This window comes from Streptomyces sp. NBC_00727 (assembly GCF_045161745.1).
Classification (GTDB): domain Bacteria; phylum Actinomycetota; class Actinomycetes; order Streptomycetales; family Streptomycetaceae; genus Streptomyces.
In genome coordinates this window covers 3,337,544-3,360,818 of record NZ_CP108981.1, presented here as the reverse complement: position 1 = coordinate 3,360,818, position 23,275 = coordinate 3,337,544, and the positions used below count along the sequence as shown (strand labels likewise).

The 23,275-nt window shown below is 73.3% G+C and carries 18 protein-coding genes; 5 read left to right on the top strand and 13 right to left on the bottom strand.

The window, feature by feature from the left end; all coding sequences use genetic code 11:
* Positions 1 to 14 precede the first annotated feature (14 nt).
* The 3 genes from OG242_RS15115 to OG242_RS15105 form a co-directional block, all read right to left on the bottom strand.
* Complete coding sequence (locus OG242_RS15115) at positions 15 to 4,892, bottom strand: DNA repair ATPase (protein WP_405898656.1); 4,878 nt, start codon at positions 4,890 to 4,892, stop codon at positions 15 to 17.
* A gap of 290 nt (positions 4,893 to 5,182) precedes the next feature.
* Positions 5,183 to 7,282, bottom strand: a complete 2,100-nt coding sequence (locus OG242_RS15110; RefSeq protein ID WP_405898655.1) for a flotillin family protein — start codon at positions 7,280 to 7,282, stop codon at positions 5,183 to 5,185.
* Positions 7,283 to 7,398: 116 nt separating this feature from the next.
* Positions 7,399 to 8,061, bottom strand: coding sequence for a hypothetical protein (locus tag OG242_RS15105; RefSeq protein ID WP_405898654.1), 663 nt, complete (start codon positions 8,059 to 8,061; stop codon positions 7,399 to 7,401).
* A 307-nt stretch (positions 8,062 to 8,368) separates the two neighbouring features.
* Between OG242_RS15105 and OG242_RS15100 the strand changes: the two genes are divergently transcribed.
* Together OG242_RS15100 and OG242_RS15095 are read left to right on the top strand one after the other, a co-directional pair.
* Positions 8,369 to 9,454: a PucR family transcriptional regulator gene (locus OG242_RS15100; protein ID WP_405898653.1), complete on the top strand. Its 1,086-nt coding sequence runs from the start codon at positions 8,369 to 8,371 to the stop codon at positions 9,452 to 9,454.
* A gap of 119 nt (positions 9,455 to 9,573) precedes the next feature.
* Positions 9,574 to 11,061 carry an MFS transporter gene (locus tag OG242_RS15095; protein WP_405898652.1) on the top strand — a complete coding sequence of 496 codons (1,488 nt, stop codon included), beginning with the start codon at positions 9,574 to 9,576 and terminating at the stop codon, positions 11,059 to 11,061.
* A 21-nt stretch (positions 11,062 to 11,082) separates the two neighbouring features.
* Here OG242_RS15095 and OG242_RS15090 read toward each other — a convergent pair whose 3' ends face one another.
* Entirely contained in the window at positions 11,083 to 11,595 is a 513-nt protein-coding gene (locus OG242_RS15090; protein WP_405898651.1) for a nitroreductase family deazaflavin-dependent oxidoreductase, read from the bottom strand.
* Positions 11,596 to 11,726: 131 nt separating this feature from the next.
* On the opposite strand from OG242_RS15090, the gene OG242_RS15085 reads away from it, so the two are divergent.
* Entirely contained in the window at positions 11,727 to 12,272 is a 546-nt protein-coding gene (locus OG242_RS15085) for a MarR family winged helix-turn-helix transcriptional regulator (protein ID WP_405898650.1), read from the top strand.
* 10 nt (positions 12,273 to 12,282) lie between these two features.
* Here OG242_RS15085 and OG242_RS15080 read toward each other — a convergent pair whose 3' ends face one another.
* From OG242_RS15080 to OG242_RS15055, 6 genes are all read right to left on the bottom strand, one after another.
* Complete coding sequence (locus OG242_RS15080) at positions 12,283 to 13,515, bottom strand: cation:proton antiporter (RefSeq protein WP_405898649.1); 1,233 nt, start codon at positions 13,513 to 13,515, stop codon at positions 12,283 to 12,285.
* A 2-nt stretch (positions 13,516 to 13,517) separates the two neighbouring features.
* Positions 13,518 to 13,988: a cation:proton antiporter regulatory subunit gene (locus OG242_RS15075; protein WP_072487793.1), complete on the bottom strand. Its 471-nt coding sequence runs from the start codon at positions 13,986 to 13,988 to the stop codon at positions 13,518 to 13,520.
* 196 nt (positions 13,989 to 14,184) lie between these two features.
* A complete protein-coding gene (locus tag OG242_RS15070; RefSeq protein WP_405898648.1) occupies positions 14,185 to 15,624 on the bottom strand; it encodes a flotillin family protein in 1,440 nt (479 codons plus the stop codon).
* Between the two features lie 70 nt (positions 15,625 to 15,694).
* The gene (locus OG242_RS15065) at positions 15,695 to 16,204 is read right to left on the bottom strand and encodes a hypothetical protein (RefSeq protein ID WP_405898647.1); all 510 of its coding nucleotides are present in this window, start codon (positions 16,202 to 16,204) and stop codon (positions 15,695 to 15,697) included.
* A gap of 107 nt (positions 16,205 to 16,311) precedes the next feature.
* Positions 16,312 to 16,797, bottom strand: coding sequence for a peroxiredoxin (locus OG242_RS15060; protein ID WP_405898646.1), 486 nt, complete (start codon positions 16,795 to 16,797; stop codon positions 16,312 to 16,314).
* Between the two features lie 83 nt (positions 16,798 to 16,880).
* A complete protein-coding gene (locus tag OG242_RS15055; protein WP_405898645.1) occupies positions 16,881 to 18,092 on the bottom strand; it encodes an MFS transporter in 1,212 nt (403 codons plus the stop codon).
* A 77-nt stretch (positions 18,093 to 18,169) separates the two neighbouring features.
* Here OG242_RS15055 and OG242_RS15050 point away from each other — a divergent pair, with 77 nt between their 5' ends.
* Positions 18,170 to 18,940: an AraC family transcriptional regulator gene (locus OG242_RS15050; protein ID WP_405898644.1), complete on the top strand. Its 771-nt coding sequence runs from the start codon at positions 18,170 to 18,172 to the stop codon at positions 18,938 to 18,940.
* Positions 18,941 to 19,042: 102 nt separating this feature from the next.
* The gene (locus OG242_RS15045) at positions 19,043 to 20,746 is read left to right on the top strand and encodes a SpoIIE family protein phosphatase (RefSeq protein ID WP_405898643.1); all 1,704 of its coding nucleotides are present in this window, start codon (positions 19,043 to 19,045) and stop codon (positions 20,744 to 20,746) included.
* A gap of 77 nt (positions 20,747 to 20,823) precedes the next feature.
* On the opposite strand, the gene OG242_RS15040 is transcribed toward OG242_RS15045, so the two are convergent.
* The 3 genes from OG242_RS15040 to OG242_RS15030 are packed head-to-tail and all read right to left on the bottom strand — an operon-like array spanning position 20,824 to position 23,272.
* A complete protein-coding gene (locus tag OG242_RS15040) occupies positions 20,824 to 21,420 on the bottom strand; it encodes a hypothetical protein (protein ID WP_405898642.1) in 597 nt (198 codons plus the stop codon).
* Positions 21,417 to 22,664: an MAB_1171c family putative transporter gene (locus OG242_RS15035; RefSeq protein ID WP_405898641.1), complete on the bottom strand. Its 1,248-nt coding sequence runs from the start codon at positions 22,662 to 22,664 to the stop codon at positions 21,417 to 21,419. The genes OG242_RS15040 and OG242_RS15035 overlap by 4 nt, the downstream gene beginning before the upstream one ends.
* Positions 22,665 to 22,711: 47 nt before the next feature.
* Positions 22,712 to 23,272, bottom strand: coding sequence for a toxin (locus OG242_RS15030; protein WP_405898640.1), 561 nt, complete (start codon positions 23,270 to 23,272; stop codon positions 22,712 to 22,714).
* Positions 23,273 to 23,275: the final 3 nt, after the last annotated feature.

The following is a 23,275-nucleotide window of genomic DNA, read 5'->3' as shown; positions in this document are numbered from 1 at the left end:
GTGATCGAGGACGGTCAGCGGTCGTCGTGCGGCCTGGACAGCAGGTGCCGGGGGTCGGCGGCGCGCCCGATCGCCGTCTCGACGGCCGCGATCCGGTCCGCGAGCAGCCCCAGCGCGGCCACCGCACGGGTCATCGGATCGCCCTCAGGACCGCCGAGCGCCTGGGTGCGGACATACGAGGAGCACAGCACCGCCCAGCGTTCCGCCTGCGCGGGCGTGAGCGTCCCGCGCAGGGCGGCCAGCTTCAGCAGGGCCGCCTCGGCGCCGTTGGTCAGCGTCTGCGCCTCGCCCGCGTAGTGGTCCTCGACCACGGCGGACAGCTCGGCGTCGTTCATCACGGGTGCGATCCGCTCCGCGATCCGGTTCATGTTGCGGTACGAGCCCTGGAGCCGGAACGGCGGTTCGGTGCGGGTGGCGTCCGTCTGCGCGGCGGACGCGATGTACGCGGCGTTGACCGCGAGCACCGTGTCCCGCGCGCGCAGCAGATGGCGCAGGACGGCGGTGATCCGGTCCACCTCGGCGGGCGCGTAGGGGTGTTCGAGCTGTTCCGGGCGGGCCGTGGGGTCCTCGGCGGCGAGCCGCAACAGCAGCGCCAGGTCATCGCGGGAGCGGCCGGCGAGCGGGGCGAGGACCGGGTTGGCGGTCAGCGCGTTCTCGACGAAGCTCAGCGCGAAGACGTCCTCGCGGCCGGACAGCACCTCACCCAGGTTCCACACGTCGGCCCGGTTGGCGAGCATGTCGGGCACCTGGAAACGCGCGCCGGACTCGGTGTATGGGTTGCCCGCCATGCACACCGCGAACCGCTTGCCCCGCAGGTCGTAGGTGCGCGGCTCGCCGTCCCGTACGCCCTCGACGCGGCGGGTGGCGTCGCAGAGCGGGATGAACTTCTGGAGGAGTTCCGGCGAGGTGTGCTGGATGTCGTCGAGGTACAGCAGCGTGTTGTTGCCGGCCTCCAGCGCGAAGTTGATCTTCTCGATCTCCTGGCGGGCGGTGGCGCTGCCCGCCCGCGCGGGGTCGAGCGAGGTCACGTCACGGCCCAGGTTGGGGCCGCTGATCTTGACGAGGACGAGCCCGAGCCGGTCGGCGACGTACTCCATCAGCGTCGTCTTGCCGTAGCCGGGCGGGGATACGAGCAGCAGCAGGCCCTGCGAGTCGGTGCGGCGGCCGGCGTCGGCGGTGGAGAGCTGCTTGGCGAGGCTGTCGCCGATGAGCGGCAGGTAGACCTCGTCGAGCAGCTGGTTGCGCACGAACGCGGACATCACGCGGGGGCGGTGGTCGTCGAGCCGCAGCCGGGCCCGCTCGGCGGCGACCAGGGAGGTCCGCCGGCGCTGGTAGGCGCGGAAGCCGGGCACGACGGAGGTGCGGAACTCTGCGGTGCGGGCGAGGAGTTCGTCGATCCGTACGGTGAGCCGGCCGCGCTCGATACGGGGGTGGACGCCGAGGAGCCCGTCGACGGTCTCGGTGAGCGGGGCGTCGGCCTCGTAGCGGGCGAGCAGCGGTTCCGGGCACAGCTCCACGGCGACGGCCTCCGCGAGGTCGCCCGGGTCGATGCCGGTGCCGCTCGCCCCGGCGTACGAGGTGAGCCAGCCCTCCACGAGCTGGCGGCGGGCCGGCAGGTCGTCCGCGAGGGCGGCGAGGTCGTCGTCGTACGCCGACGTGCCGGTGGCGTGCCGGAACTTGTCCAGGAACGCGCGGACGGAGGCGCCCGTCGCGAAGCCCTCGGGGCCGCCGGTCAGCTCCTCGAAGAGGTACGCGGCGACGGCCCGGGTGCCTTCGCCGGGGATCTCCCGCGCCCACTCCTCCTGGAGCGCGGCGACCGCCGGAGTCAGCCCGAAGGTCGCCCGGGCCCGGGCCAGCGAGCGGGCGCGGCGCGTCCAGGAGGTGCGGCGGGCGTCGTCCGCCTCGTGGGCCCAGAACAGCTGGGCGGCGGCCCGGACGGCAGGCGGGAAGCGCAGCAGCCCGGCGCCCGCGTGCAGCCGCAGCAGCGCGGCCAGGATCGCGGCCGCGTCCTCGTCGTGGACCCCGCGCTGGTGGCCCTCGTCGTACGCGGCTGCCGCCGACTCCCTCACCAGCCTGCCGAGTTCGGCGTCGTCCAGGGCGGACAGCCGGTCCGCGCCGTGCTCGTCGAGGAGGCGGGCGGCCAGGTGCTCGCCCCGGTAGACGGCCGGCGACTCGGAGGCCAGCGTCTGGTCCCAGTACGGGCGGGTCGCGGCGAACTCCGGGTCGGTCACCGGCATCCGGTAGTCCGTCCCGGTCACGGCGAACGAGAGCCCGTCGTCCTGCGGGACCAGCGTCAGCTCGAACGGCTGGGTGTTCACCGCGAACCGGTGCCGGCCCAGCCGGATCACGGACCCGCCGTCCGCGTACAGCTCGCTGCGGTCGCGCAGGGCCCGGCCCGCCTCCTGACGGGCGGCGAGCAGCTGCCCGTCCAGCTCCTCCGCGCGCACGGTGTCGCCGAGCGCCCGCAGCTCCTCGGCGGTCCGGCGGATCTTGGCGACCATCGGGTCGGAGGCGAAGTAGGTGTGGACGGCGTCCGCGTCGGGAAGGGCGGCGCTGCGGCGGGCGACCGTCTCCAGGACGCGTGCGGCGGACTCCGCGAGGCGCTCGGTGCGGCGGGCCAGGGCGTCCTGGAGGCCCTGCCTGCGCGCCGAGAACGCCTCGTACACCTCGGTCCGGCGCTCGCCCAGCTCCGCCAGGAAGTCGTCGAACTCCGCGAACCGCGCCTCCAGGTTCTCCAGCTGGAGCAGCAGCCTGGCCAGCTGCTCGTCGCAGGACTCGGGGGTGTCGGCGGCGGCCAGCGCGGCCGTGACGGCCTGCCCGAGCAGCGCGGACTCGGCGGCGAACTCGGCCCGGCCCTCGTGGTCGGCCAGGGCGCGGCGGCGGGCGTCGAGCGTGGCGCGGGCCCGGTTGACGGCGCCCAGCACCTCCGCGATGCGCTCCAGGATCGACGTACGGACCACACCGTCGCCGATGTCGAGACCGGCCACGACGTCCGTGACCGTGCTCAGGCCGTCCGTCATGCCGGCCAGCCGGTCCCCGAGCGCGGCGGCGTCGGTGACGGAGGCGAGCTCGGCGGCCTCCTCGGTGAGGCGGGCGATGTCCTCGTGGTACCCGGCGAACGCGTCGTCCCTGGCCAGGAAGGCGACCGCGCGGCGGGCGGCCGCCTCGATGTCCTCGGCGGTGGCGGCGGTGAGCTCCGCGATGCGCTCGGTGTCCGCGTACCGCATCTCGGTGAGGGTCGCCAGGTGGCCGTGCGCGCCGCGCAGTTCGGTGAGCCGCTCGACCCAGTCGGCGGCCGTGCGCGGGGCCTCGCCACGGACCCGGCGGACCAGGGTGGTGATGCGGTCGGCGGTCTCGGTGAGCGCGTCGGCGGCCTGCCGGGTCAGCTCCTGGACCGCCTCGAACTCCGCGACCACCTGGCGCGCGGTCTGCCGCAGCTCGCCCAAAGGCTCGGCCAGGCCGCCCAGTTCGGCGTCGTCCAGCCAGTGGTAGCGGTCGCCGGCCCGTACGCAGTCGGCGACCAGCCGGTCGTACACGGCGGCCGTCGGCGTCGTCTCGGACGCGGCGTGCGCGAGGGCCAGGCAGTCGGAGATCCCGCGCACGAGGTCGGCGTTGCCGACCCGGGCCAGCGGTCCTTCGCCCGCCGGGCGGGACGCGGCACAGGTGTCGGAGACGTACGGGGTCTGCCAGCGCTGCAACGGGTGGACGCGCGCAGCGCCGTCCTCCACAGGGTCGCGCAGCACGACCAGCGTGCCGTCGTCGAGCAGCGCGTGCCCCCGGCCCTGGAGCGGGGTCGCCACCTCCTGGCGGATCACGTTGTACGGAAGCAGCAGGCTGCGGCCGTCCTGGCGGGAGCGGAAGACGTAGAGCACGTCCTCGCCGTTCGGGGAGCGGACGGCCTCCTCGAAGACCGGGTCGGTGAGCGGCTGCGCGATGTCGAAGGTCCTGGCCTCGCCCGTGGTCAGGTAGAAGCCGCCGGGGAAGATGATCCCCTGGTCCTCCGGCAGCCGCCGGCAGGCCGGGCCGATGCCGTCGAGGCGGGTGACGGTCCCGAGCAGCGCGTTGAAGACGAGGTGGCGCCGCGTCTCCTCCTTGTACGGGCGCACGCGCAGCAGCACGAGCGGGCCCAGCTCCGCGTACTCGACCTCGGCGTCCGCGAGCGACTGGAGCGGTTCGGTGACCGGCTCCTCGTAGATCCCCTCCGGGGTCTCCGTGTCGTTTGCGGTCTTCACCGTGAGCGTGCCGCCGAGCGTGTCCACGTACAGCTCGGCCTGGCAGCCGATGGCGATGTGCGGGTGGCGGCCCGTGACGTGGGACTCGCGGCCGGCGGTCGTCCAGGTGAAGTCGTGCGACGGCGGGAACACATGGTCGCGCTCGCCGCGCGCGTCGAGGAACGCGCCGGGGGAGCCGTCCGGGTTGAGCTCCCAGCGCAGCACCCGGATGTCCTTCGCGGTGTCGCCAGTGCGGAAGACCGCCAGCAGGCGGCCCTCGGTCCGGCGCAGCCGCAGCAGCCGGGCGTCCCGGAAGTACCGGTGCAGGCCGTCGAATTCGCGGACGAAGAAGGCGTCCGTGAGCGGGGCGCCCGTGCCGGGCGCGAGGTCGGCGGCGTACAGCGCGAACACGTCGTCGACGGCGGGCGCGTCCTGCCGGCCCGGGCCCCGCTCGAAGCCGAACAGCAGCTCGCCGCCGAGTGCGACGAGGTCGCGGGGGGTGGAGGGGCGGGCGGTCCGGATCTGCTCGCTGCCGAGCAGTTGGAGCCCGGTCGCGCCGAACGCCTCGGTGCGGCGGGCGTTGAGGTCGGTCGCCCGGCGGGCGAGCTCGGTGGCGTGGGTGCGGAGGCGGCGCCGCAGGACGTCGTAGTCCCCGGCGGTGGGAGGGGTCACGGTGTCCACTGGGTGCTCCTTGCGGTGTGGCTTGCGGCGGTGTCCTCAATCGCCGGACGGGCTCGGACTTGCCGTCCGGGCGTTCTCAATCGCCGGACGGGCTTGATTGGTCTGTGGGTCGGCTTTGCACGTGCCGTTCAGGCGTCCTCAATCGCCGGACGGGCTTGGACTGCCGCCCGAGCGGCCGGGTCAAAGCGGCGGCCAGGCCCCACCCAGCCCGTCCGGCGATTGAGGACGGACGGGGCTGGGGTGGGCGTTCAGGCGGCGTGTACGGGGCGCGCGTTCAGGCCGCGGCCACCTCAGGACACCGGCGTACCGTTCAGGCCGGCCGGCGCCAGGCCGCTCACCGGGACATCCGCGAGCCCCAGCGAGCGCGCGTGGTCCAGCAGCGCGCGGACCTGGTCCGCACTGACCCCGGACGACGGCGCGGCCATCATCCGCATCAGCAGCGCCGACACCGTCAGGTTCTGCACGTCACCCGTGGACACCGAGGACAGCACCCGCGTCAGATCCTCCGTGAACGAGGACTCGCCGTTCAGCCACGGACCGGCCAGCGCCTGCGCCGTGTCCGAGTTGGCGACGAAGCCGTCCAGGCTCTTGCCCATGGAGATGGACGAGACCAGCCGGTCGAAGAAGACCGACTCGCCGCCGACGATGTCGATGTCGGCGTTCTCCAGACCCGTGGCCAGGACCGTCGCCTGCGCCTCGGCGACCTGCCGCTGCACGTCGAGACCTGCGAGCCGGATCTCCTTCTCGGCGGCCAGCCGCAGCCGGTACTCCTCGTGCCCGCGCGACGCGTCGTCCAGGGCCGCCATCGCGGCCGCCTTCTCCGTGAGGCCGGCGGCCTCCGCCTTCAGCTTCTCGCCGATCATCGCCGCGTCGGCCGTCGCCTGCGCCTGCGTACCCTCCGCGTTCGCGAGGGCCTTGAGACGGGCGCCCTCCGCCTCGGCGCGGAGCCGTGCGGACGTGGCCTCGGCCTCGGCGAGCCCCGTCTTCTCGATCACCTCCGCCGCCGCGTCCCGCACCTGGACGTCCGCGAGGCCGGGCGCCGCCGACTCCGCCCGGATGCCCTCGGCCAGCCGCAGCTTCGCCTGGGCGTCGAGGTCGGCGGTCTTCAGCCGGGCCTCGGCGAGCGTGAGCTGCTCGGCCGCCCGGTGGGTGGCCGCGGCCTCCGCCGCCTCGGCCGCCTTGATGTCCTTGACCAGCTGCTCCTGCGCCTCCGCCTCGGCGGCGATGATGACGGACTTGCGGGTGCGCTCCGACTCCTCGACGGACCGCAGCGTCTTGATGGACTCCTCCTGCTCGGCGACCGTACGGTCCACCGCGATGCGCTCGCGGATGACGTCGGCGACCTCGCGGCGCTCCGCCTCGACCTCCTTCGTCGCGGCGATGCGGTTCAGCTCGGTCTCGCGCTCGCGCCCGATGACCTCCAGCATCCGGTCCTTCTCGATGCGCTCGTTCTCCACGGCGATGACCCGCTCGCGGTTCTTCTGCGCGACGGCGATCTCCCGGGCCTGGTTCTCCCGCTGGATGCCCAGCTGCTCCTCCGTCCTGATGAACGCGGCCTGGGAGCCGAGGCGTTCCTCCTCCTGGACCCGGGCGGTCACGGCCTCCTCGCGGGCCCGCAGCGTCTCGACCTCGCGGCGCTGCTTGATCTCGGCCTCGGCCTGCCGGCGCTCCAGCTCCAGGATCGTCTCCCGGGCGTCGACGTCCTGCCGGGTGATCTCCTTCTGCTCGGTGCGCTGGAACTCGTTGGTGCGCACGTGCTCGATCGCGGTCAGTTCGGTGATCTTCCGGATGCCCTGGGCGTCCAGGATGTTGGCGCCGTCGAGCTGCGCCATCGGCGTCTGCTCCAGGAAGTCGATCGCCGCGTCGTCGAGGTGGTAGCCGTTCAGGTCGGTGCCGATGACGCGGATGATCCGGTCCCGGAACTCCTCGCGCTTGGTGTACAGGTCGACGAAGTCCAGCTGCTTGCCGACGGTCTTGAGCGCCTCGGAGAACTTCGCGGCGAAGAACTCCTGGATGGCGACCTTGTCGCTGGCGCGCTCCGTGCCGATGGCCTGGGCGACCTTGATGACGTCCTCGACGGTCTTGTTGACCCGCACGAAGAACGTGATGTGGATGTCGGCGCGGATGTTGTCCTGGCAGATCAGGCCCTCGCGCCCGGTGCGGCGGATCTCGATGGTCTTCACCGAGATGTCCATGGATTCGGCCTTGTGGAGCACCGGCAGGACGACGGCGCCGGTGAAGGTCACGTCGACCTTCTTGGTCTTGGAGATGATGAGCGCCTTGCCCTGCTCCACCTTGCGGAAGAGCCGGGTGACGATCAGCAGCACGGCTACGGCGATGAGCAGGACCACGGCGATGAGCAGGCCGAGGCCCAAGGAGATGGCTTCCATGACAGTCCTTGGCGGCTGGGATTACGGAAATGAGCGGTTTCACGTGAAACACGGCGCGGCGGCGCACAGCGTCCGGCCAGGCCGGACGGGCACACCGTGCCGGTGCGAGCGGTGATTCAGACGGCGGGGCCGGAGGCCTTCCGGCCGTGCGGCGGCAGCGCGGCGGGCGGCGGACCCGGGTCGAGCGCCTGGTCGTAGGCGGAGACCCAGAAGAACTCGCCGGCCTCGTCGTACGCGTACAGCAGCCCCGAGCTCCCCGAGGTCAGTTCCGCGTCGGCGGGCTCCAGCTGCCGCACCTGGACGATGGCGGTCGACCCGTCGGCCGCGGTCACCTCGGCCTGGCCGAAGTCCGTGCCGACCGAGCCGGTACGGACCGTGCAGATCCGGCCCAGGAAGTCCTGGCGCGATGGTGGGGGCTGGTCGGGGAAGAAGCGCCGGAAGTGGTGGACGAGCAGCCGCACCGCGCCCCAGGCGAGCAGCAGCGCCCCGGCGAGCACCGCGCAGGCGAGCGTGGCGCGGACGGGCCCGGTGGTGCCCGAGCGGTGCACCAGGACCGAACCGGTGAGGGCGGTGAACCAGCCGACCGCGACCATCAGGGACACCGAGACGGTGACTGGTACGCCGCCGACGCCCGCGAGGTCGGTGTCGAGGTCCGTGTCGAAGGAGTGGTGGTCGGCCGCGCCGACCAGGACCAGCAGCCAGAAGGCGATGACCACGACGAGCGCCGCGGCGAAGAGTACGGCCGGGAAGGACAGAGTCGCGTCCAGGAACTCCCGCATCGGTTTCCACCCCCTGCCGGTCCCGCCGGCAGTACTGCCGGCGCCCTGTGCGCGGGCCGGTGGTGACCCCGGTGCCGCGGTGTCGCCCAGGGCGACACCGCGGCATCCGGGCCTTCCCCCGATCCCCCGTGCACCCCCTGAATCCCCCGTGGTCCCCCGGTTGGTGCTGACAGGATCGTGTCATCCGGGGACGCCCGATCGCATTGCCGGAACGCGGCAACGTTCGGCACTTCTGGATGCCGGGCACCGGCACCGGTCCCCGAGCGTTGGGCAGGTGTCGGTAAGGAACAGGAACGGAGGCGGACGCGTGACGGAACCGGAGATTCCCGACAGCTTTCTGGAGGGTTACGCCCGGATACTGGGCGAGGCGGCCGTCTCGGGACGGCGGCTGACCCGCGAGGAGCTGGACGCCCGCCGCGCCTTGGGCCGGCAGGCCGCCGAGGCCGGACACCAGCTCCGCGCCCTGGTCCGCATGCACCTCGCCGCCACCCGCACCGACTGGCCGGCCCCCGCCCCCGGCGCGACCCCGGCCGCCGTGGCCGCGTCCGCCGAGAGCGTGCTGGCCGCGGCGGAGCAGGCGGTCGACGCGTTCGCCGACGGCTTCGAACGCGCCCAGCGCCTCACCGTGCGCCGCGAGGAGGCGGCCAGGCGGGAGTTCATCGACGACCTGCTGTACGGGCGCAGCGACCTGGGCCGCCTCGCCGAACGGGCCACCCGCTTCGGGCTGCGCCTCTCCCGCGCCCACGCCGTCGCGGTGGCCACGGGGCCGGAGGCGTACACCGAGACCGACCAGGTGCCGCGGCACGTGGAGTCGGCGCTGCTGGCCCGGTTCAGCGGGCGCAAGATCCTGCTCACGACGAAGGACGGGCGCATGGTGTGCATCGCGCCCGGCAGCCAGCCCGACGTCCTGCGCCACTTCGCGAAGCAGGCGCACGCGGCGACCGACGGCGGCCGGGTCGCGGTCGGCCGCGCCCACCGCGGCCCGGGTGGCGTCGTCCAGTCGTACGACGAGGCGCTGGACGCGCTGGACCTGGCGGACCGGATGGACCTGGAGGACCCCGTGCTGTACGCCGGCGACCTGCTGGTCTACCCGGTGCTGACCCGGGACCGGCAGGCCATGGCCGATCTCGTACGCAGTGAGCTCGGCCCGCTCCAGAAGGCCAGGGGCGGCGCCGAACCGCTCCTGAAGACGCTCTCGGTGTACTTCGACGCGGGTTGTGTCGCCGCCGAGACCGCCCGCCGCCTCTCGCTGAGCGTCCGGGCCCTGACGTACCGGCTGGAACGCATCCACCAGCTGACCGGCTCCGACCCCACCGACCCCATGCACCGCTACACCCTCCAGACCGCGGTGATCGGCGCCCGGCTCCTCGACTGGCCCGCCAAGGAGGTCTAGGGCCTTTCGTCTGGATCAGGCCGGGCTCGCGGGCGCTCCGCATGCGGGGACGGCGGCCTCCGCCTAGCGTGATCGTCCGGGGGGTTCCGGCGGTGTGCGCAGCGAGGGAGATCCGCAGCATGGCCCGTGAAGCAGTCGCCCGCAGAGCCAGTCCCCGCGAGGCGGGCCCGTCCCACCGCTGGTGGGTGCTCGGGGTGATCGGCCTGGCCCAGCTGATGGTGGTGCTCGACGCGACGATCGTGAACATCGCGCTGCCCTCCGCCCAGCAGGACCTCGGCTTCAGCGACGGCAACCGGCAGTGGATCGTGACGGCGTACGCCCTCGCCTTCGGCTCGCTGCTGCTGCTCGGCGGACGCGTCGCCGACCTGGTGGGCCGCCGGTTGGTCTTCCTGACCGGCCTCGTCGGCTTCGCGGTCGCCTCCGCGATCGGCGGCGCCGCCCCGAGCTTCGAGATCCTCGTGCTGGCCCGCGCGCTCCAGGGCCTGTTCGGCGCGCTGCTGGCCCCGGCGGCGCTGTCCCTGCTCACCACGACGTTCACCGTGCCGAAGGAACGGGCCAAGGCGTTCGGGATCTACGGCGCCATCGCCGGGGCCGGCGGCGCGGTGGGGCTGCTGCTCGGCGGGGTGCTCACGGAGTACCTGGACTGGCGCTGGTGCCTCTACGTCAACCTGCTGTTCGCGTTCGTCGCGTTCACCGGCGGCTGGCGGCTGCTGACCGCCGGTGCGCCGGCCGACCGGCCCCGGCTGGACATCCCGGGGACCGTGCTGGTCTCGGCCGGGCTCTTCTGCATCGTCTACGGCTTCTCACAGGCCGAGTCGCACGCCTGGAGTTCGCCGCTGACCTGGGGATTCCTGGTGGCGGGCGCGCTGCTCGTGGCGGCGTTCGCGTGGTGGCAGACCCGGGCGGCGCATCCGCTGCTGCCGCTGCGGGTGGTGCTGGACCGGGACCGGTCGGCGTCGTTCCTCGCCATGTTCATCTCCGGCGGCGGGATGTTCGGCGTCTTCCTGTTCCTCACGTACTACCTTCAGAAGAGCCTCGGCTATTCGCCGGTCTCCACCGGTCTCGCTTTCATCCCGATGGTCGCCTGCATGATCGCCTCGTCGGTGACGACGACGAATGTGCTGCTGCTGCGGTTCGGCGCGAAACCGATCGTCCCGACCGGGATGGGTATCGCGGCCGCCGCGATGGTGTGGCTGACCGCTCTGAACCTGAACAGCAGCTACGCCGCCCATGTGCTGCCGCCGTTGCTCTGCCTGGGCATCGGCCTCGGCGCCGTCTTCGCGACGGCGATGAACCTGGCCACCGCGGGCGTCGGGGCGCGGGACGCCGGGGTGGCCTCGGCGATGGTGAACACCAGCCAGCAGGTCGGCGGCTCCATCGGTACGGCCCTGCTGAACACCCTCGCCACCAGCGCGGCCACGAACTACCTGGTGGGCCGCAGGCCGACGCGGCCCGCCGTCGCCCAGGCGCAGCTGGAGAGCTACTCCACCGCGTACTGGTGGTCGGCGGGCTTCTTCGCCCTCGGCCTCCTCGTCACCCTGTTCCTGTACCGGCCCGGCGCACCCCGCCCGCACCTCGCGGAGGAACCGGAACCGGCGCGGGCCTAGCGCTTCGCGCTCGGCGTGCGCCTAGCGCTTCGCGCCCTCGGTGAGCCGGACGAACGGGATCGACTCGCCCACCCGCCGGTAGTCCTCCGCGCTGCCGTCCACCGTGAACCCCATGTACGCGGAGAGCCGGCGGGCGACCCTGGGGTGGCGGGGGGCGTACCGCGCCATCAGCTCGCCGCCCTCCTCGGCGGTCAGCACCTGCGCGGTGACCGCGTGGTACCGGCGGCCGACCTGGACCGTGGCGTGCGGGGTCTGCCGCAGGTTGCGGAACCAGTCGGCGCCCGGCCCGAAGCCCGACGCCACGGTCCAGCACGCCCGGCCCTCGTGGGTGCCCGCCTCCACGACCTCGATGGCGGTCCGGCGGGGGAGGCCCGAGACGCGGCCGGTGTGCACGAGCAGCAGCAGCCGCCCTCCGAAGAGCGGCCCGAGCCCCATGCGGAACATGTGGATGGGCAGCCGGAAGGCGGCGCGCCGCCAGCCGGTCGGCGGATCCGGGCGCCGGGGAGCGGGCGTAGCCGCGGGTTCGTGCGTCACTGTGCAAACGTTGCACAATCCAAAGGTTGGTGCCAGCGCTCACCGCTGTCGTTCCGGTACCGGTTGGGCGGCGTTTCGGCATCGGATCGGGGCCGGTTCGAGTAAGACGTTCCCGCGCGGTAAAAAGGGGCATGGCCGCGCACGGACAGGCACCCGATGATCCACCGACCGCCCCGGACCGGGACGACGTCGACGCGGTGACGCGCGCGGTGCTGACCGCGTCGAGACTGCTGGTCGCCGTGTCCGCCCGGTCCCTCGCGGCGGTCGAGGACCGGGTGACGCTGCCCCAGTTCCGGCTGCTCGTGGTGCTCTCGACGCGCGGGGAAGCCAAGCTCGTGACGCTGGCCGAGCGCCTCGGCGTGAACCCGTCGACCGCGATGCGGATGCTGGACCGGCTGATCGCGGCGGGCCTCGCGGAGCGTCAGGTCAACCCGGCCAACCGCCGCGAGACGGTGCTGCGGGTGACGCCCGAGGGCCACCGCCTGGTCGAGGAGGTCACCGCCGGCCGCCGCCGGGAGGTCGCCACCATCGTCGAACGCCTCGCGCCCGGGCAGCGCGCCGCGTTGATCGACGCGCTGCGGGCGTTCACGGACGCGGGCGGCGAGGCGGCGGCCCCGGCGGAGGGCACGGACGCGTATCCGCTGGGCTGGGCCCCGGACCTGCCGGCGGGGGCCTGACCCCCCACGGCTACTCGGACGAGGCGGAGACCTCTTCCCGGGCCGGGGGGACCGGGGCGGTGCCGGAGTCGGCGGATGCCGCGTCCTTGCCGCGCCACTTCTGGACGCGTTCGACCACCGGCTGGGTCCAGCGCGCGGTGAGCGGGCCGACGATGACCAGGATCAGGACGTACGCGGTGGCGATGGGGCCGATGCGGGGCTCGGTCGCCACGGCGAGACCGGCGATCACGATGGAGAACTCGCCGCGCGCCACGAGCGTGCCGCCCGCCCGCCAGCGCCCGCGCGGTCCGATGCCGGCGCGCCGGGCCGCGTACCAGCCGGTCCCGATCTTCGTGAGGACGGTGACGACGGCGAGCAGCGCGGCCGGCAGCAGCACCGGCGGGATCTCGGCCGGGTTCGTGGAGAGCCCGAAGAACACGAAGAAGACGGCGGCGAACAGGTCCCGCAGCGGGGTCAGCAGCTTGCGCGCGCCCTCCGCGACCTCGCCGGACAGCGCGATGCCGACGAGGAACGCGCCGACGGCGGCCGACACCTGGAGCTGCTGGGCCACCCCGGCGACCAGGACGGTCAGCCCTAGCACGACGAGCAGCAGCATCTCCGGGTTGTCCGAGGACACCGCGCGGCTGATGAGGCGGCCGTGCCGGAGCGCGAGGTAGAGCACCAGCCCGACCGTGCCGAGCGCGATCAGCAGGGCCACGCTTCCGCCGGCGAGGCCGACGCCCGCGAGCATCGCGGTGAGCAGCGGCAGGTAGACGGCCATCGACAGGTCCTCGATGACCAGCACCCCGAGGATGACCGGGGTCTCCCGGTTGCCGAGGCGTCCGAGGTCGGCGAGGACCTTGGCGATCACACCGGACGAGGAGATCCAGGTGACACCGGCGAGCGCGACGGCCCCGACCGGGCCCCAGCCGAGCATCAGCGCGGCGACCGCGCCCGGGGTCGCGTTGAGCACGAAGTCCACGGCCCCGGACGGGTACTGCGTCTTCAGGCTGGTGACCAGCTCGGACGCGCTGTATTCGAGGCCGAGCAGGAGCAGCAGCAGGATGACGCCGATCTCGGCGCCGACGGCGGTGAACTCCTCACTGGCGCCGAGCGGCAGCAGCCCGCCCTCGCCGAAGGCGAGCCCGGCCAGCAGGTACAGCGGGATCGGCGAGAGACCTATCCGGCCGGCGAACCGCCCGATGATGCCGAGTCCCAGGATGACGGAGCCCAGCTCCACCAGCAGTGCGGTCGTGTCGTGCACGGTCAGCCCTCCGCGATGATCTCGGAGAGCGTGTCGACGCCCTCGCGTGTTCCGACGGCGACGAGCGTGTCGCCGATGGCCAGCCGGAAGTCCGGCCCGGGTGACGGATGCGCGCTGTGGGTGCGCAGCACCGCCACGATCGAGGCGCCGGTCCGGGTCCGCGCCTTGGTGTCGCCGAGCAGCCGGCCGCCGTACGGCGAGCGGGTGCCGAGCGGGATGTGCTCGGTGACCAGGTCGATGCCCTCGGTCCGTACGGCGTCGATGGGCGCCGCGTCGATGAGGTGGGCGAGACCCGTCGCCTCCTGTGGTGTCAGGGGTACGGAGAGCCGGCACGAATCAGGGTCGTCCTGGTCGTAGAAGCCGATGAACCGCCGCCCGTCGTGGTGGACGACCACGGAGATGTGCTGCCCCGACTCGGTGGTGTAGTCGTACTGGACGCCGACTCCGGGCAGCGTGGTGCGGTGGGTTCCCATGGCTTCCTCCCGAGGGGCGCGGTACGCGCGAGGCTCTTGGTGATCTCTTTAGACTCGCATTACCTTATCCGGAGGCTTCGGCCACCCCGGAGGGGCGAGTTCCGGCCACCGCTCCGTCAGCGGTCCGGGGCCCGGCACACGAATGCCCGGCCGGTTGCGCAACCGGCCGGGCACGCGTGTCTGGTTCCGCGGTGGATCAGTCGCTGATCTCGATCTTTCCGTTCTTCTCGGCCGTGGCCGCCGGGGCGACCGGCTCCGCCGGCTTCGGCACCGCGCCCTTGAGGTTCTGGAGCAGCGCGCCGAGGTCGACCCCGGTGGTGGAGCTGAGCAGCTCCATGCCCTGGGCGACGTTGTCCGTGACCGTACGGGACAGCCGGCTCGCGCCGTCCGTGGAGATGACGGTCATCTTGTCGATCGCGCTCAGCGGCTCGGCGGCCTTGGCGACGACCTGCGGCAGCACCTCGACGAGCATCTGCAGGACGGCCGCGTCGCCGTACTGGGCGAAGGCGTCGGCCTTCTTCTGCATGGCCTCGGCCTCGGCCGAACCGCGCGCCGCGATGGCGGCGGCCTCCGCCTCACCCTCGATGCGCACCGCCTCGGCGAGCGCGGAGCGGTGCAGCTTCTCGCCCTGACCGGTCAGCCGGGCGCGTTCGGCGGCCGCCTCGGCCTCCTTGACCTGGGCGATGCGGCGGGCCTCCGCCTCCTGCTCGGCCTGGTAGCGGGCGGCGTCGGCGGGCTTGCGGACCTTGGTGTCGAGCTCGCGGTCGGTCAGCGCGGCCTGGCGCTCGGCGACCTTCTCCTGCTCGGTGAGCACTTCCTGCTGGCGGGCGGCCTCGGCGAGCGGACCGGCGGCGTTGGCCTTGGCGGCGGCCGCCTCGGTCTCCGCCTTGATCTCGGCCTGCTTCAGGTAGAAGGTCCGCTCGGCGATCGCGATCTCCTCGGCGGCCTTCAGCCGGGCCTGCTCCGAGGCGCGGCGGGCGATGGCCTCCGCGATGTCCGCCTCCTGCTTGGCGCGGGCGGCCTCGGGGCGGCCGAGGTCCTCCAGGTAGGAGCCCTCGGTGGTGATGTCCTGGATCTGGAAGGCGTCCAGGATCAGGCCCTGGCCGGACAGGCTCGCCTCGGCCTCCTCCGCCACCTGGCCGGCGAACGCGGCACGGTCGCGGATGATGTCCTCGACCGACATCCGGCCGACGATGGCGCGCAGCGCACCGGAGAGCACTTCCTGGGTGAAGCCGACGATGCCGTCCTGCTGGCGCAGGAAGCGCTGGGCGGCGGCCCGGATGGCGTCCTCGCTGCCGCCGACCTTGACGATCGCGACGCCTTCGAGGTGCGCCTTGACGCCCCGCAGGGTGACGGCGCCGCGCACGGCGACCGGGATGTGCCGGCTGGACAGGTCCAGGGTGAACTTCTGCTGGACGAACGGCACGACGAAGACACCGCCGCCGACGACGACCTTCTGGCCGCTGTTGTCGATGCTGGTCCGCCCGGTCACCGGATCGACGGACTTCTTGCCCCGGCGGCCGGTGATGATGAACGCCTGGCTGGGGCCGGCCACCTTGTAACGGGTGATGACGGCGAGGGCGAGCAGGAAGAGGAGTACGACGACTCCGACGATCGCGATCATTACGGGACTCATGCGGTTTCCCCCTCTGCCTCCGGACGGAGGCAGTTGTGAGACGAGCGGTGGTGGGGCGCGGCGTACCGGGTCAGCGTTCGACGGGACGGACCGAGACCGAGGTGCTGGAGAGGGCCGCCTCGACCCAGATCTCCGCGCCCCGGGCGACCGGCACCGTGCTCCTGGCCGACAGCTTGACGAGCTGCCCGCCGAGGCGCAGCAGGACCTCGCCGTAGCCGTCGGCCGGAATGGCGGTGACCACTGATCCGGACGTGCCGACCAGGTCCTCGTTGCGCGGGGTCGCGTCGGTCTGGTCGCGCATCAGGGCCCGGCTGAACTTCCAGGTCAGCACGGCCGCGACCAGTCCGGCCGCGACCCCGGCCACGGTGGCCACGAGGGTGCCGGCGCCGGTCGTGCCGAGCACGATGGCGCCGCCGAAGCCGAGCATCGAGAGGAAGCCCGCGATCACCGGAAGGGAGACGAGCCCGCCGAACAGGCCCTCCAGGAGGCCACCGAAGAGGCCCTCCAGAATCCCGTCGAAGACCAGGGACAGAGCGAGCAGGGCGACCCCCGCGATGCCGAGACCGAGAAACAAGGTCATGTGATCACCCCTCCCGGCCCCGTCGGCCCCGCGCTGCTTTTCCGTCGAACTGGCTGGATGGTCCCATACGCACCCCCGAGGCGACATTGCCGGAACCCGGCACTCTTTTACTTGTTGTTGATGCCGGAGAGACGGTCGGCCAGGGTGTCCAGGGACTGGAACGTCGCCCCCAGCAGCGCCACGTGCTTCCACCGCAGCACCCCCTCCGCGTCGATCAGGAAGACCGCGCGCCGCACCCCGATCCCGGGCGCCGCGACGCCGAAGGCCCGGGCGGTCTCCCGGCCCGGGTCCGCCAGCAGCGGCATGCGCAGCCCCTGGGCGCGGGCGAACGACTCGTGGCTGTCCACACCCTGGGGACTGATCCCCCACACCTCGGCGTCAAGCTTCTCGAAGGTCTCCATGCCCGAGGAGTACGAGCACAACTGCTTGGTGCACACGGATGTGTTGTCGCCCGGGTAGAAGGCGAGGACCAGGGCCCGGCCGCGCGCGTCCGCGAGCGAGTAGTCGCGCCGCTCGAAGGCGTCCCCGGCGAGCACGCCGCCCGGGAGCGTGAAGTCCGGTACGGCCGAGCCGAGTTGCGGTGACGATCCCATGGGCGTGCCCTTCGGTGTGCTGTGCCCGGACGGCGGTGGTGCCGCCCGTGTCGCGTACAGCATGCCTCCGTGACAGGGGACGGTCAGCGACCCGGGGACGGTTCCGGCTCGGTGAGGAACAGCCCGAGGAACAGGGCCAGTACGGGAACGGCGCACAGGATCGAGAACACGCCCTGCGGTCCGTACGCCTGCGCCGCCGCGCCCAGCGCCGGGGCGATCAGGCCGCCGATGCTGACGGCGAGGCCGAGCGTGACCCCGGCCGCCGTGCCGGGGCGCCCCGGCAGGTAGTCCTGGCCGAGCTTCACCAGGACGGCGAACGGCACGTTCAGCGCGAGCCCCGCCAGGACCGCGAACACCAGCGGCAGCAGGGTGCCGGGGGTCACCCTCAGCGCGATCAGGGCGGGCACGGCGGCGACACCGCCCAGCTGGACCGTACGGACCATGCCGACGCGGTCCGCGATCCGGCCGCCGAGCAGCGTGCCGGCGACCCCGCCGACCAGGAAGCAGGCGAGCGCGACGCCGGCGACGCCCCGGCCTGAGTGCAGATGGCGGATCCAGAACAGCTCGATGAAGGTGATCGCGCCGAAGAACGCCACCGAGCGCACCACCTCGATGCCGGTCAGGAAGAGGAACGGCCGCCACCGGTCCCGCCCCGTCCGCCCGGCCTCGCGCACGGGCGCGGCGGCCGGGCGGTACCGGAGCAGGACGAAGGCCATCAGGACGGCGGGCGGGACGAACAGGGCCGTCGCGCCCACCCCCATCGCGACGAGCGCCGGGGTCGCGAGCACCGGGGCCAGGAAGAACCCGACGCTGCCGCCCGCCGCGAAGACGCTCATCGCGGACGCGCTGTCCCCGGCCGCCTCCCGGGCCGCCTTGCCCGCCGCCGGGTGGAACATCGCCACGCCGAGACCGGACAGCAGGATCAGCAGCCAGACGGCGGCGTACGGCTGCACCAGACCGGACAGCCCGAGCCCGGTCCCGGCGACGGCGAGCCCGGCGGGCGCCAGCCGGGGCAGCCGGTAGCGGTCCACCGCGAGGCCGATGAAGGGCTGCGGCACCGAACTGCCGAGCGCCGCCGCGAGGGTCAGCCCGGAGGCGGCCACATAGCTGTAGCCCCGGTCGAGCACGAAGTACGGGACACAGGCGGGCACCAGGCCCTGGTAGAGGTCGTCGACGGCGTGCGCGGCCCCCCACATCCGCATCCGCCGCCAGGCGGAGGCAGGGGCGGCGGCGGGCGGGCTCTCGGTCCGCGGGGCGTCGTCGGGCGGGGTCTGCCGGGAGGCGGGACCGGTCATGAGGGCGGCTCCTTGCTGAGGTCCCTTCGAGGATTCCGGCCGCCCCGGGCAGCGGGCTAGCGATAATCTGCCTACTTATGTCGCCGAACGGCCGTACCCTGCACGGCCCCGCCCGGGTCCCGCTCGCGCACCAGGAGCGCATCGGGAGCCACCACCACCTGGAGCACCAGCTCGTCTGTCCCTCGCGCGGGGTGCTGGAGGTCGCCACGCCGCTCGGCGTATGGGCCGTGCCCCCGCACCGCGCGGTCTGGGTCCCGGCCGGCGTCGTCCACGCCCACCTGGCGTACGGGCCGACCGAGCTGCGCGCGCTCAGCTTCGCCCCGGCCGACAACCCGCTCCGGCTCGACCGGCCGACCGTCCTGGCCGTCACCCCGCTGCTGCGGGAGGTCGTGGCCTGCCTGACCGACGACACGGAGCTGACCGGAGACGCACGGCAGCGGCGGAACCTGGAGCGCGTCGCGCTCGACCAGCTGCGCCGGGTCGAACCGCTCGGGGTCTGCCTGCCCTCCCCGGCCGACCCCCGGCTGCGGGACATCGCCCGCATCCTCCGGGACGACCCGGCGGACGGGCGGACCCTCAGCGAGCTCGGCGCGGCCGTCGGCGCGGCGCCCCGCACCCTGAGCCGGCTGTTCCGCGCGGAGACCGGCATGTCGTTCCCCCAGTGGCGGACCCAGCTGCGGCTGCACCACGCGCTGACGCTGCTGGCCTCGGGCGGCTCGGTCACCTCGGTGGCCGTGGCCTGCGGCTACAGCGGGCCGAGCGCGTTCATCCAGTCCTTCCGGCACGCCTTCGGTACCACCCCGGGGTCCTACGCGGGGTCCTGGGCGGGCGCGATCCCGGCGCGCTGAGCCGCGCGGCCGGAGCCGCTGCGGATGCGGGAGCGGGCGGGGCGTCCGAGGATGAAGGGCCGGGCAGTGTGGCGGCCCGCGCCCCGCCCCAGGAGGTTTGCCTTGCCGGTGCACGCCGACCATCCGCCGTCCATCGACGTCACGGCGCTCGCCGCCGTGCTCGACGGCACGACGGCGGGTGTCGCCGTGTTCGACACCGAACTGCGCTACCTGTACGTGAACCCCTCGCTCGTACGCCACAACGGCATCCCGCCCGCCGCGCACATCGGCCGCCGCCCCAGCGAGGTCATGCCCGACATCGACGCCCGCGAGGACCTGATGCGCGCGGTCCTCGCCGACGGACGGGCCCGCGAGGTCACCTCCAGCGGCCGGCTGCCCGCCGCCTCCGGGACCGCCCGCTGCTACTGGCACGGGGCGTACCACCGGCTGGAGCTGGACGGCCGGGTCGTCGGCGTCGTCGGGATCGTGCTGGAGGTGGTGGCCTCCGACGAGGAGCAGCGGCAGCTCGCCCAGGCCCAGCGCCACCTGTCCCTCCTGGACAGCGCAAACACCCGCATCGGCACCACCCTCGACATGGACACCACCTGCGCCGAGCTGGCCGACCTCGTCGTCCCCGGCCTCGCGGACGTCGCCGTCGTGGAGATCTTCCCGAGGGACGTCGCCCCGCCGGTCCGCCCGTCCCCGCCCGGCGTCGTCCGGCTGCGGCGCGCGGCGATGTCGGCGGTACGCGGCCTGAGCGGGGGGATCGGCCGGTTCGGCACGGCCGGCGCCTACGTCGACCACCAGGAGGGCGCCTCCGTACCGCGCTGCCTGGCCACCGACCAGCCCGTCGTCGAGAACCTCACCGACGACGAGCAGGTGAACCGTTCCGCCCCCACCCCGGAGCTGGCCGACGCGTACCGGGAGCTCGGCCTGCACTCGGTGGTCGTGGTGCCCGTCTCCGTGCGCGGCGCCCCGATAGGAGTGCTCGCGCTGTTCCGGGCGGGCGGCTCGCCCGTCTTCTCGGACGACGACGTGGTGGTGGCCCGGGAGCTCGCCGGCCGGGCCGCCGTCCACCTCGACCACGCGCGCCGCTTCACCCACGAGCACACCATCGCCCTGGAGCTCCAGCGCTCCCTGCTCTCCGAGCCCCGGCCGCCCCACCCGCACATCGAGGTCGCCACCCGCTATCTGCCGGCCGACCGCAGCGTCCTGGTGGGCGGCGACTGGTTCGACGTCATCCCGCTGCCCGACGGGCGGCACCTCAAGGCCATGGGCGACGTCATGGGGCACGGCGTCGAGGCGGCCGTCGCCATGAGCCACTACCGCTCGCTGCTGAGGCTGCTGGCCGACGAGGAGCTGCCCCCGCACCGCATCCTGGAACAGCTGGACCGGATGGTGGAGCGGTCCGGGATCGACCGGGCGGCGACCTGTCTGCTGGCCGTGGTGGACGCGGACGGCGAGATGTGCGAGGTGGCGAGCGCGGGCCACCTGCCGCCGGTGTTCCTCGACCCGGGCGAGGCCGGCACCCGGATCTGCGACGTCCCGGCGGCCCCGCCGCTCGGCACCGGCTTCGGCGGCTACCGGTCCACGGTGATGGAGTGCGGCCCGGGCACGGTGCTGTTCATGTACACCGACGGGCTCGTGGAGCGGCGCGACGAGGACATCGACGCCTGCGTCGCCCGGCTCGGCGAGCTGACCCTGCCATCGAGCGGCGACCTGGAGACCCTGCTGGACCAGGTGCTCGAACGCTTTGCGCCCGGCGCCGAGGACGACATCGCGGTCATGGCCTCGCGGACCCGCTGCGACGCGGACGACATCGGCTGAGAAGCCGCCCGGTCACCCCGGCAGAAGCCCGGAACGGACCGCCCGCGCCGGGCCCGTTCAACGGCGCCCGGCACCGCTCACCCGAACAGGAACGCGCCCGCCGTCGCCGCTCCCAGCGCCGTCCCGGCCGTCACCTGGCCGACCGTGTGATAGCCGAGGGCCACCCGCGACCAGGCCACGGCGGCCGTCATCGCGTACCCGAACAGCCACCACGGGGAGTGCACGGCGGCGAGCAGGGCGACCACGGCCGAGGCCACGGAGGCGTCCACGGAGATCTTCCACACCGTGTTGACGGCCAGCAGCACGACCGTCATCGCCCACAGCGCGAGCATCGCGGTCAGGATGCCGGTGGGCGCCCCGCCCAGCAGCATGACCGCCGAGCCGACGCCGATCGAGCCGAGGATGACGAAGAAGATCGGCGCCCGCTTGGTGCGGTCCACGACATGCCGGTCGCCCCAGGTGCCGCGCCCGCGCTCCCACTCGATGTACCCGGCGGGCACGATGCCCGCGCACAGCGCGCCGAGCAGCCCCCAGAGCAGCCCGGTCCACTCCCCGGCCGCCGCGAGGCCGATCGCGAGCATGCCGACGAGCAGCACGTTGCGCGGCTGGAGGACGTCGGTCACCGTCCGCGCGAGGGCGTGGTCGGGCGCCGGTGTCGTGTCGGTGGTGCTCATGCCGGCTGCTCCTTGCCCGTTGCGGAAGAGGATTCCAGGATCCGGCGCGCCCGCTCCGGGGTGACCGTGCGGTACGCCGTCGCGACCCGGACCAGCCAGGCGACCTCGCCGTCCTGGTCGGTGGCGTGCTGGGTGGAGACGGCCGCCGCCTCGCCCGCGGGAGCCCCGTCGTCGCGGGCGAGCAGCGCCGCCTTGATCCAGTACGCGTCGGCGAGCGGCGGCCCGGAACCGGCCCCGGCGGCCGCCTCGGCGGCGGGCAGCAGCGTGTCCGGCACGTAGTGGCGCAGCTTCTCGACCGCGTCCGCGATGTCCGCCGCCCAGCGGTCGACGCGCAGGTCGGCGGGGGTGTCGAAGCGGGTCAGCTCGCGCAGCAGCGGGGCCGGGGGCTCGAACGGCTGGTCCGGGAAGGCCGTCATCAGCTCGTACCAGAGGCCGTGCAGCCGCACCTGCGCCCGCCAGAGCTTGGCCCGGCGGCGGACGTTGCTCAGGGCCGGGATGGAGGCGCCGACCGCGAAGAAGAGGAAGAGGACGACCTGGGCGGCCTCGGTGACCTCGTCGAAGTCCAGCGCGAAGGACTCGCTCGGCCGGTCCACGACGCTGCCCCAGAGGAACAGCGTCCGGCTGACGGTGTAGCCGACGCCGATGAACATCGCGAACGTCATCATCCCGAGCCCGACGCGCAGATGACGCATCCGCGCGCTGCCGGTGGCCAGCGCCCACTGGTACGCGCAGACGGCGGACGCCGCGCCGAGGTAGAGGTAGAAGACGCTCATGTACAGCGTGGCGCCCCACTGCCCGGCGTGGTCGGCCACGAAGCGGTCCGAGGGCGCGGAGCGGTCGACGACGGTGAAGAACAGCACGGTGAGCAGGACCAGCGTGGCGACCGACGCCTTGGCGGCGACCTGCTGGATCAGCCGGGCGAACCGCACGTGCCGGGGGATCGCCCCCTCGTCGGCGTACTGGCCGTAGATCGCCACGATGTAGCTGAGAATGGCCAGAATCGCCAGGGTCGCCGTGTAGTGCTTGATGAGGACGGAGAGGTCGGTGACCGGGCTGTCGTTGAGCCCGACGCGCACGAACCGGGTCTTGGTCCACAGCGCCAGCGCGAATCCCGCGTAACACCCCCACAGCGCCCGGCGGCGCCGGTCCTCCTCGTCACCCCACAGGGCGGCCGGCATGCGCCACAGGGCGACGGCTGTCATCAGGCCGGCTATGAGATAGCCGGCGAGGTCGAGCGGGGTCACGGCAGACGTCCTCGGTGCGGGGTGAGCGGGATCGTGCGATACGGGTCCTACGTACGCCGGAACAGGCCCCCGCGGCGGTGCGCGACCGGGCGCGAGAGCGAGTTCGCGAGCCGACCCACCATGTCATCGCTCGTGACGTCCCGGGCCATCCGGGGGATGAGCGAGGCACCGAATTCGGCCATGCGTTCGTCGTGGGTGTTGTACTGCGCGCGTGCCTGCACGGCATCCGGGGCCAGAGCCGCGTCCGGGCCGACCATCCGGGAGATGAGCGAGGTGTCGAAGACGGGCAGCAGCCGCTGGAGCTGCTCCGCGTCCAGCGAGGTGCCGTGGTCGAACCACTCGTGGCACAGCTCGTGCAGGACGACGTGCTGGGTCTGGTACTCGGTGGGGCGCCGGCGGTAGAGCACGAAGCTGGTGTCGCCGGTCTTCAGCCGCAGCCCGCAGGCGGCGTTGACGCTCGCCAGCCGGTCGGGCATCTCGTGCAGCACGATGGTCCGGCCCCGCGCCGCCTCCATGTTGGCCACCAGACCGGGTACGGAGAACGGCGAGGGCAGCGGCAGCTCCGCGAGCCCCTCCTCGCACTCCCTGCGCAGCTTCCGCATGGACATCGC

Bases quoted from the DNA above. Each gene is read 5' to 3' on its own strand.
- OG242_RS15110 (WP_405898655.1), bottom strand. From the start codon at position 7,282: ATGGAAGCCATCTCCTTGGGCCTCGGCCTGCTCATCGCCGTGGTCCTG.
- OG242_RS15105 (WP_405898654.1), bottom strand. From the start codon at position 8,061: ATGCGGGAGTTCCTGGACGCGACTCTGTCCTTCCCGGCCGTACTCTTC.
- OG242_RS15095 (WP_405898652.1), top strand. From the start codon at position 9,574: ATGGCCCGTGAAGCAGTCGCCCGCAGAGCCAGTCCCCGCGAGGCGGGC.
- OG242_RS15085 (WP_405898650.1), top strand. From the start codon at position 11,727: ATGGCCGCGCACGGACAGGCACCCGATGATCCACCGACCGCCCCGGAC.
- OG242_RS15075 (WP_072487793.1), bottom strand. From the start codon at position 13,988: ATGGGAACCCACCGCACCACGCTGCCCGGAGTCGGCGTCCAGTACGAC.
- OG242_RS15070 (WP_405898648.1), bottom strand. From the start codon at position 15,624: ATGAGTCCCGTAATGATCGCGATCGTCGGAGTCGTCGTACTCCTCTTC.
- OG242_RS15065 (WP_405898647.1), bottom strand. From the start codon at position 16,204: ATGACCTTGTTTCTCGGTCTCGGCATCGCGGGGGTCGCCCTGCTCGCT.
- OG242_RS15060 (WP_405898646.1), bottom strand. From the start codon at position 16,797: ATGGGATCGTCACCGCAACTCGGCTCGGCCGTACCGGACTTCACGCTC.
- OG242_RS15055 (WP_405898645.1), bottom strand. From the start codon at position 18,092: ATGACCGGTCCCGCCTCCCGGCAGACCCCGCCCGACGACGCCCCGCGG.
- OG242_RS15050 (WP_405898644.1), top strand. From the start codon at position 18,170: ATGTCGCCGAACGGCCGTACCCTGCACGGCCCCGCCCGGGTCCCGCTC.
- OG242_RS15040 (WP_405898642.1), bottom strand. From the start codon at position 21,420: ATGAGCACCACCGACACGACACCGGCGCCCGACCACGCCCTCGCGCGG.
- OG242_RS15030 (WP_405898640.1), bottom strand. From the start codon at position 23,272: ATGTCCATGCGGAAGCTGCGCAGGGAGTGCGAGGAGGGGCTCGCGGAG.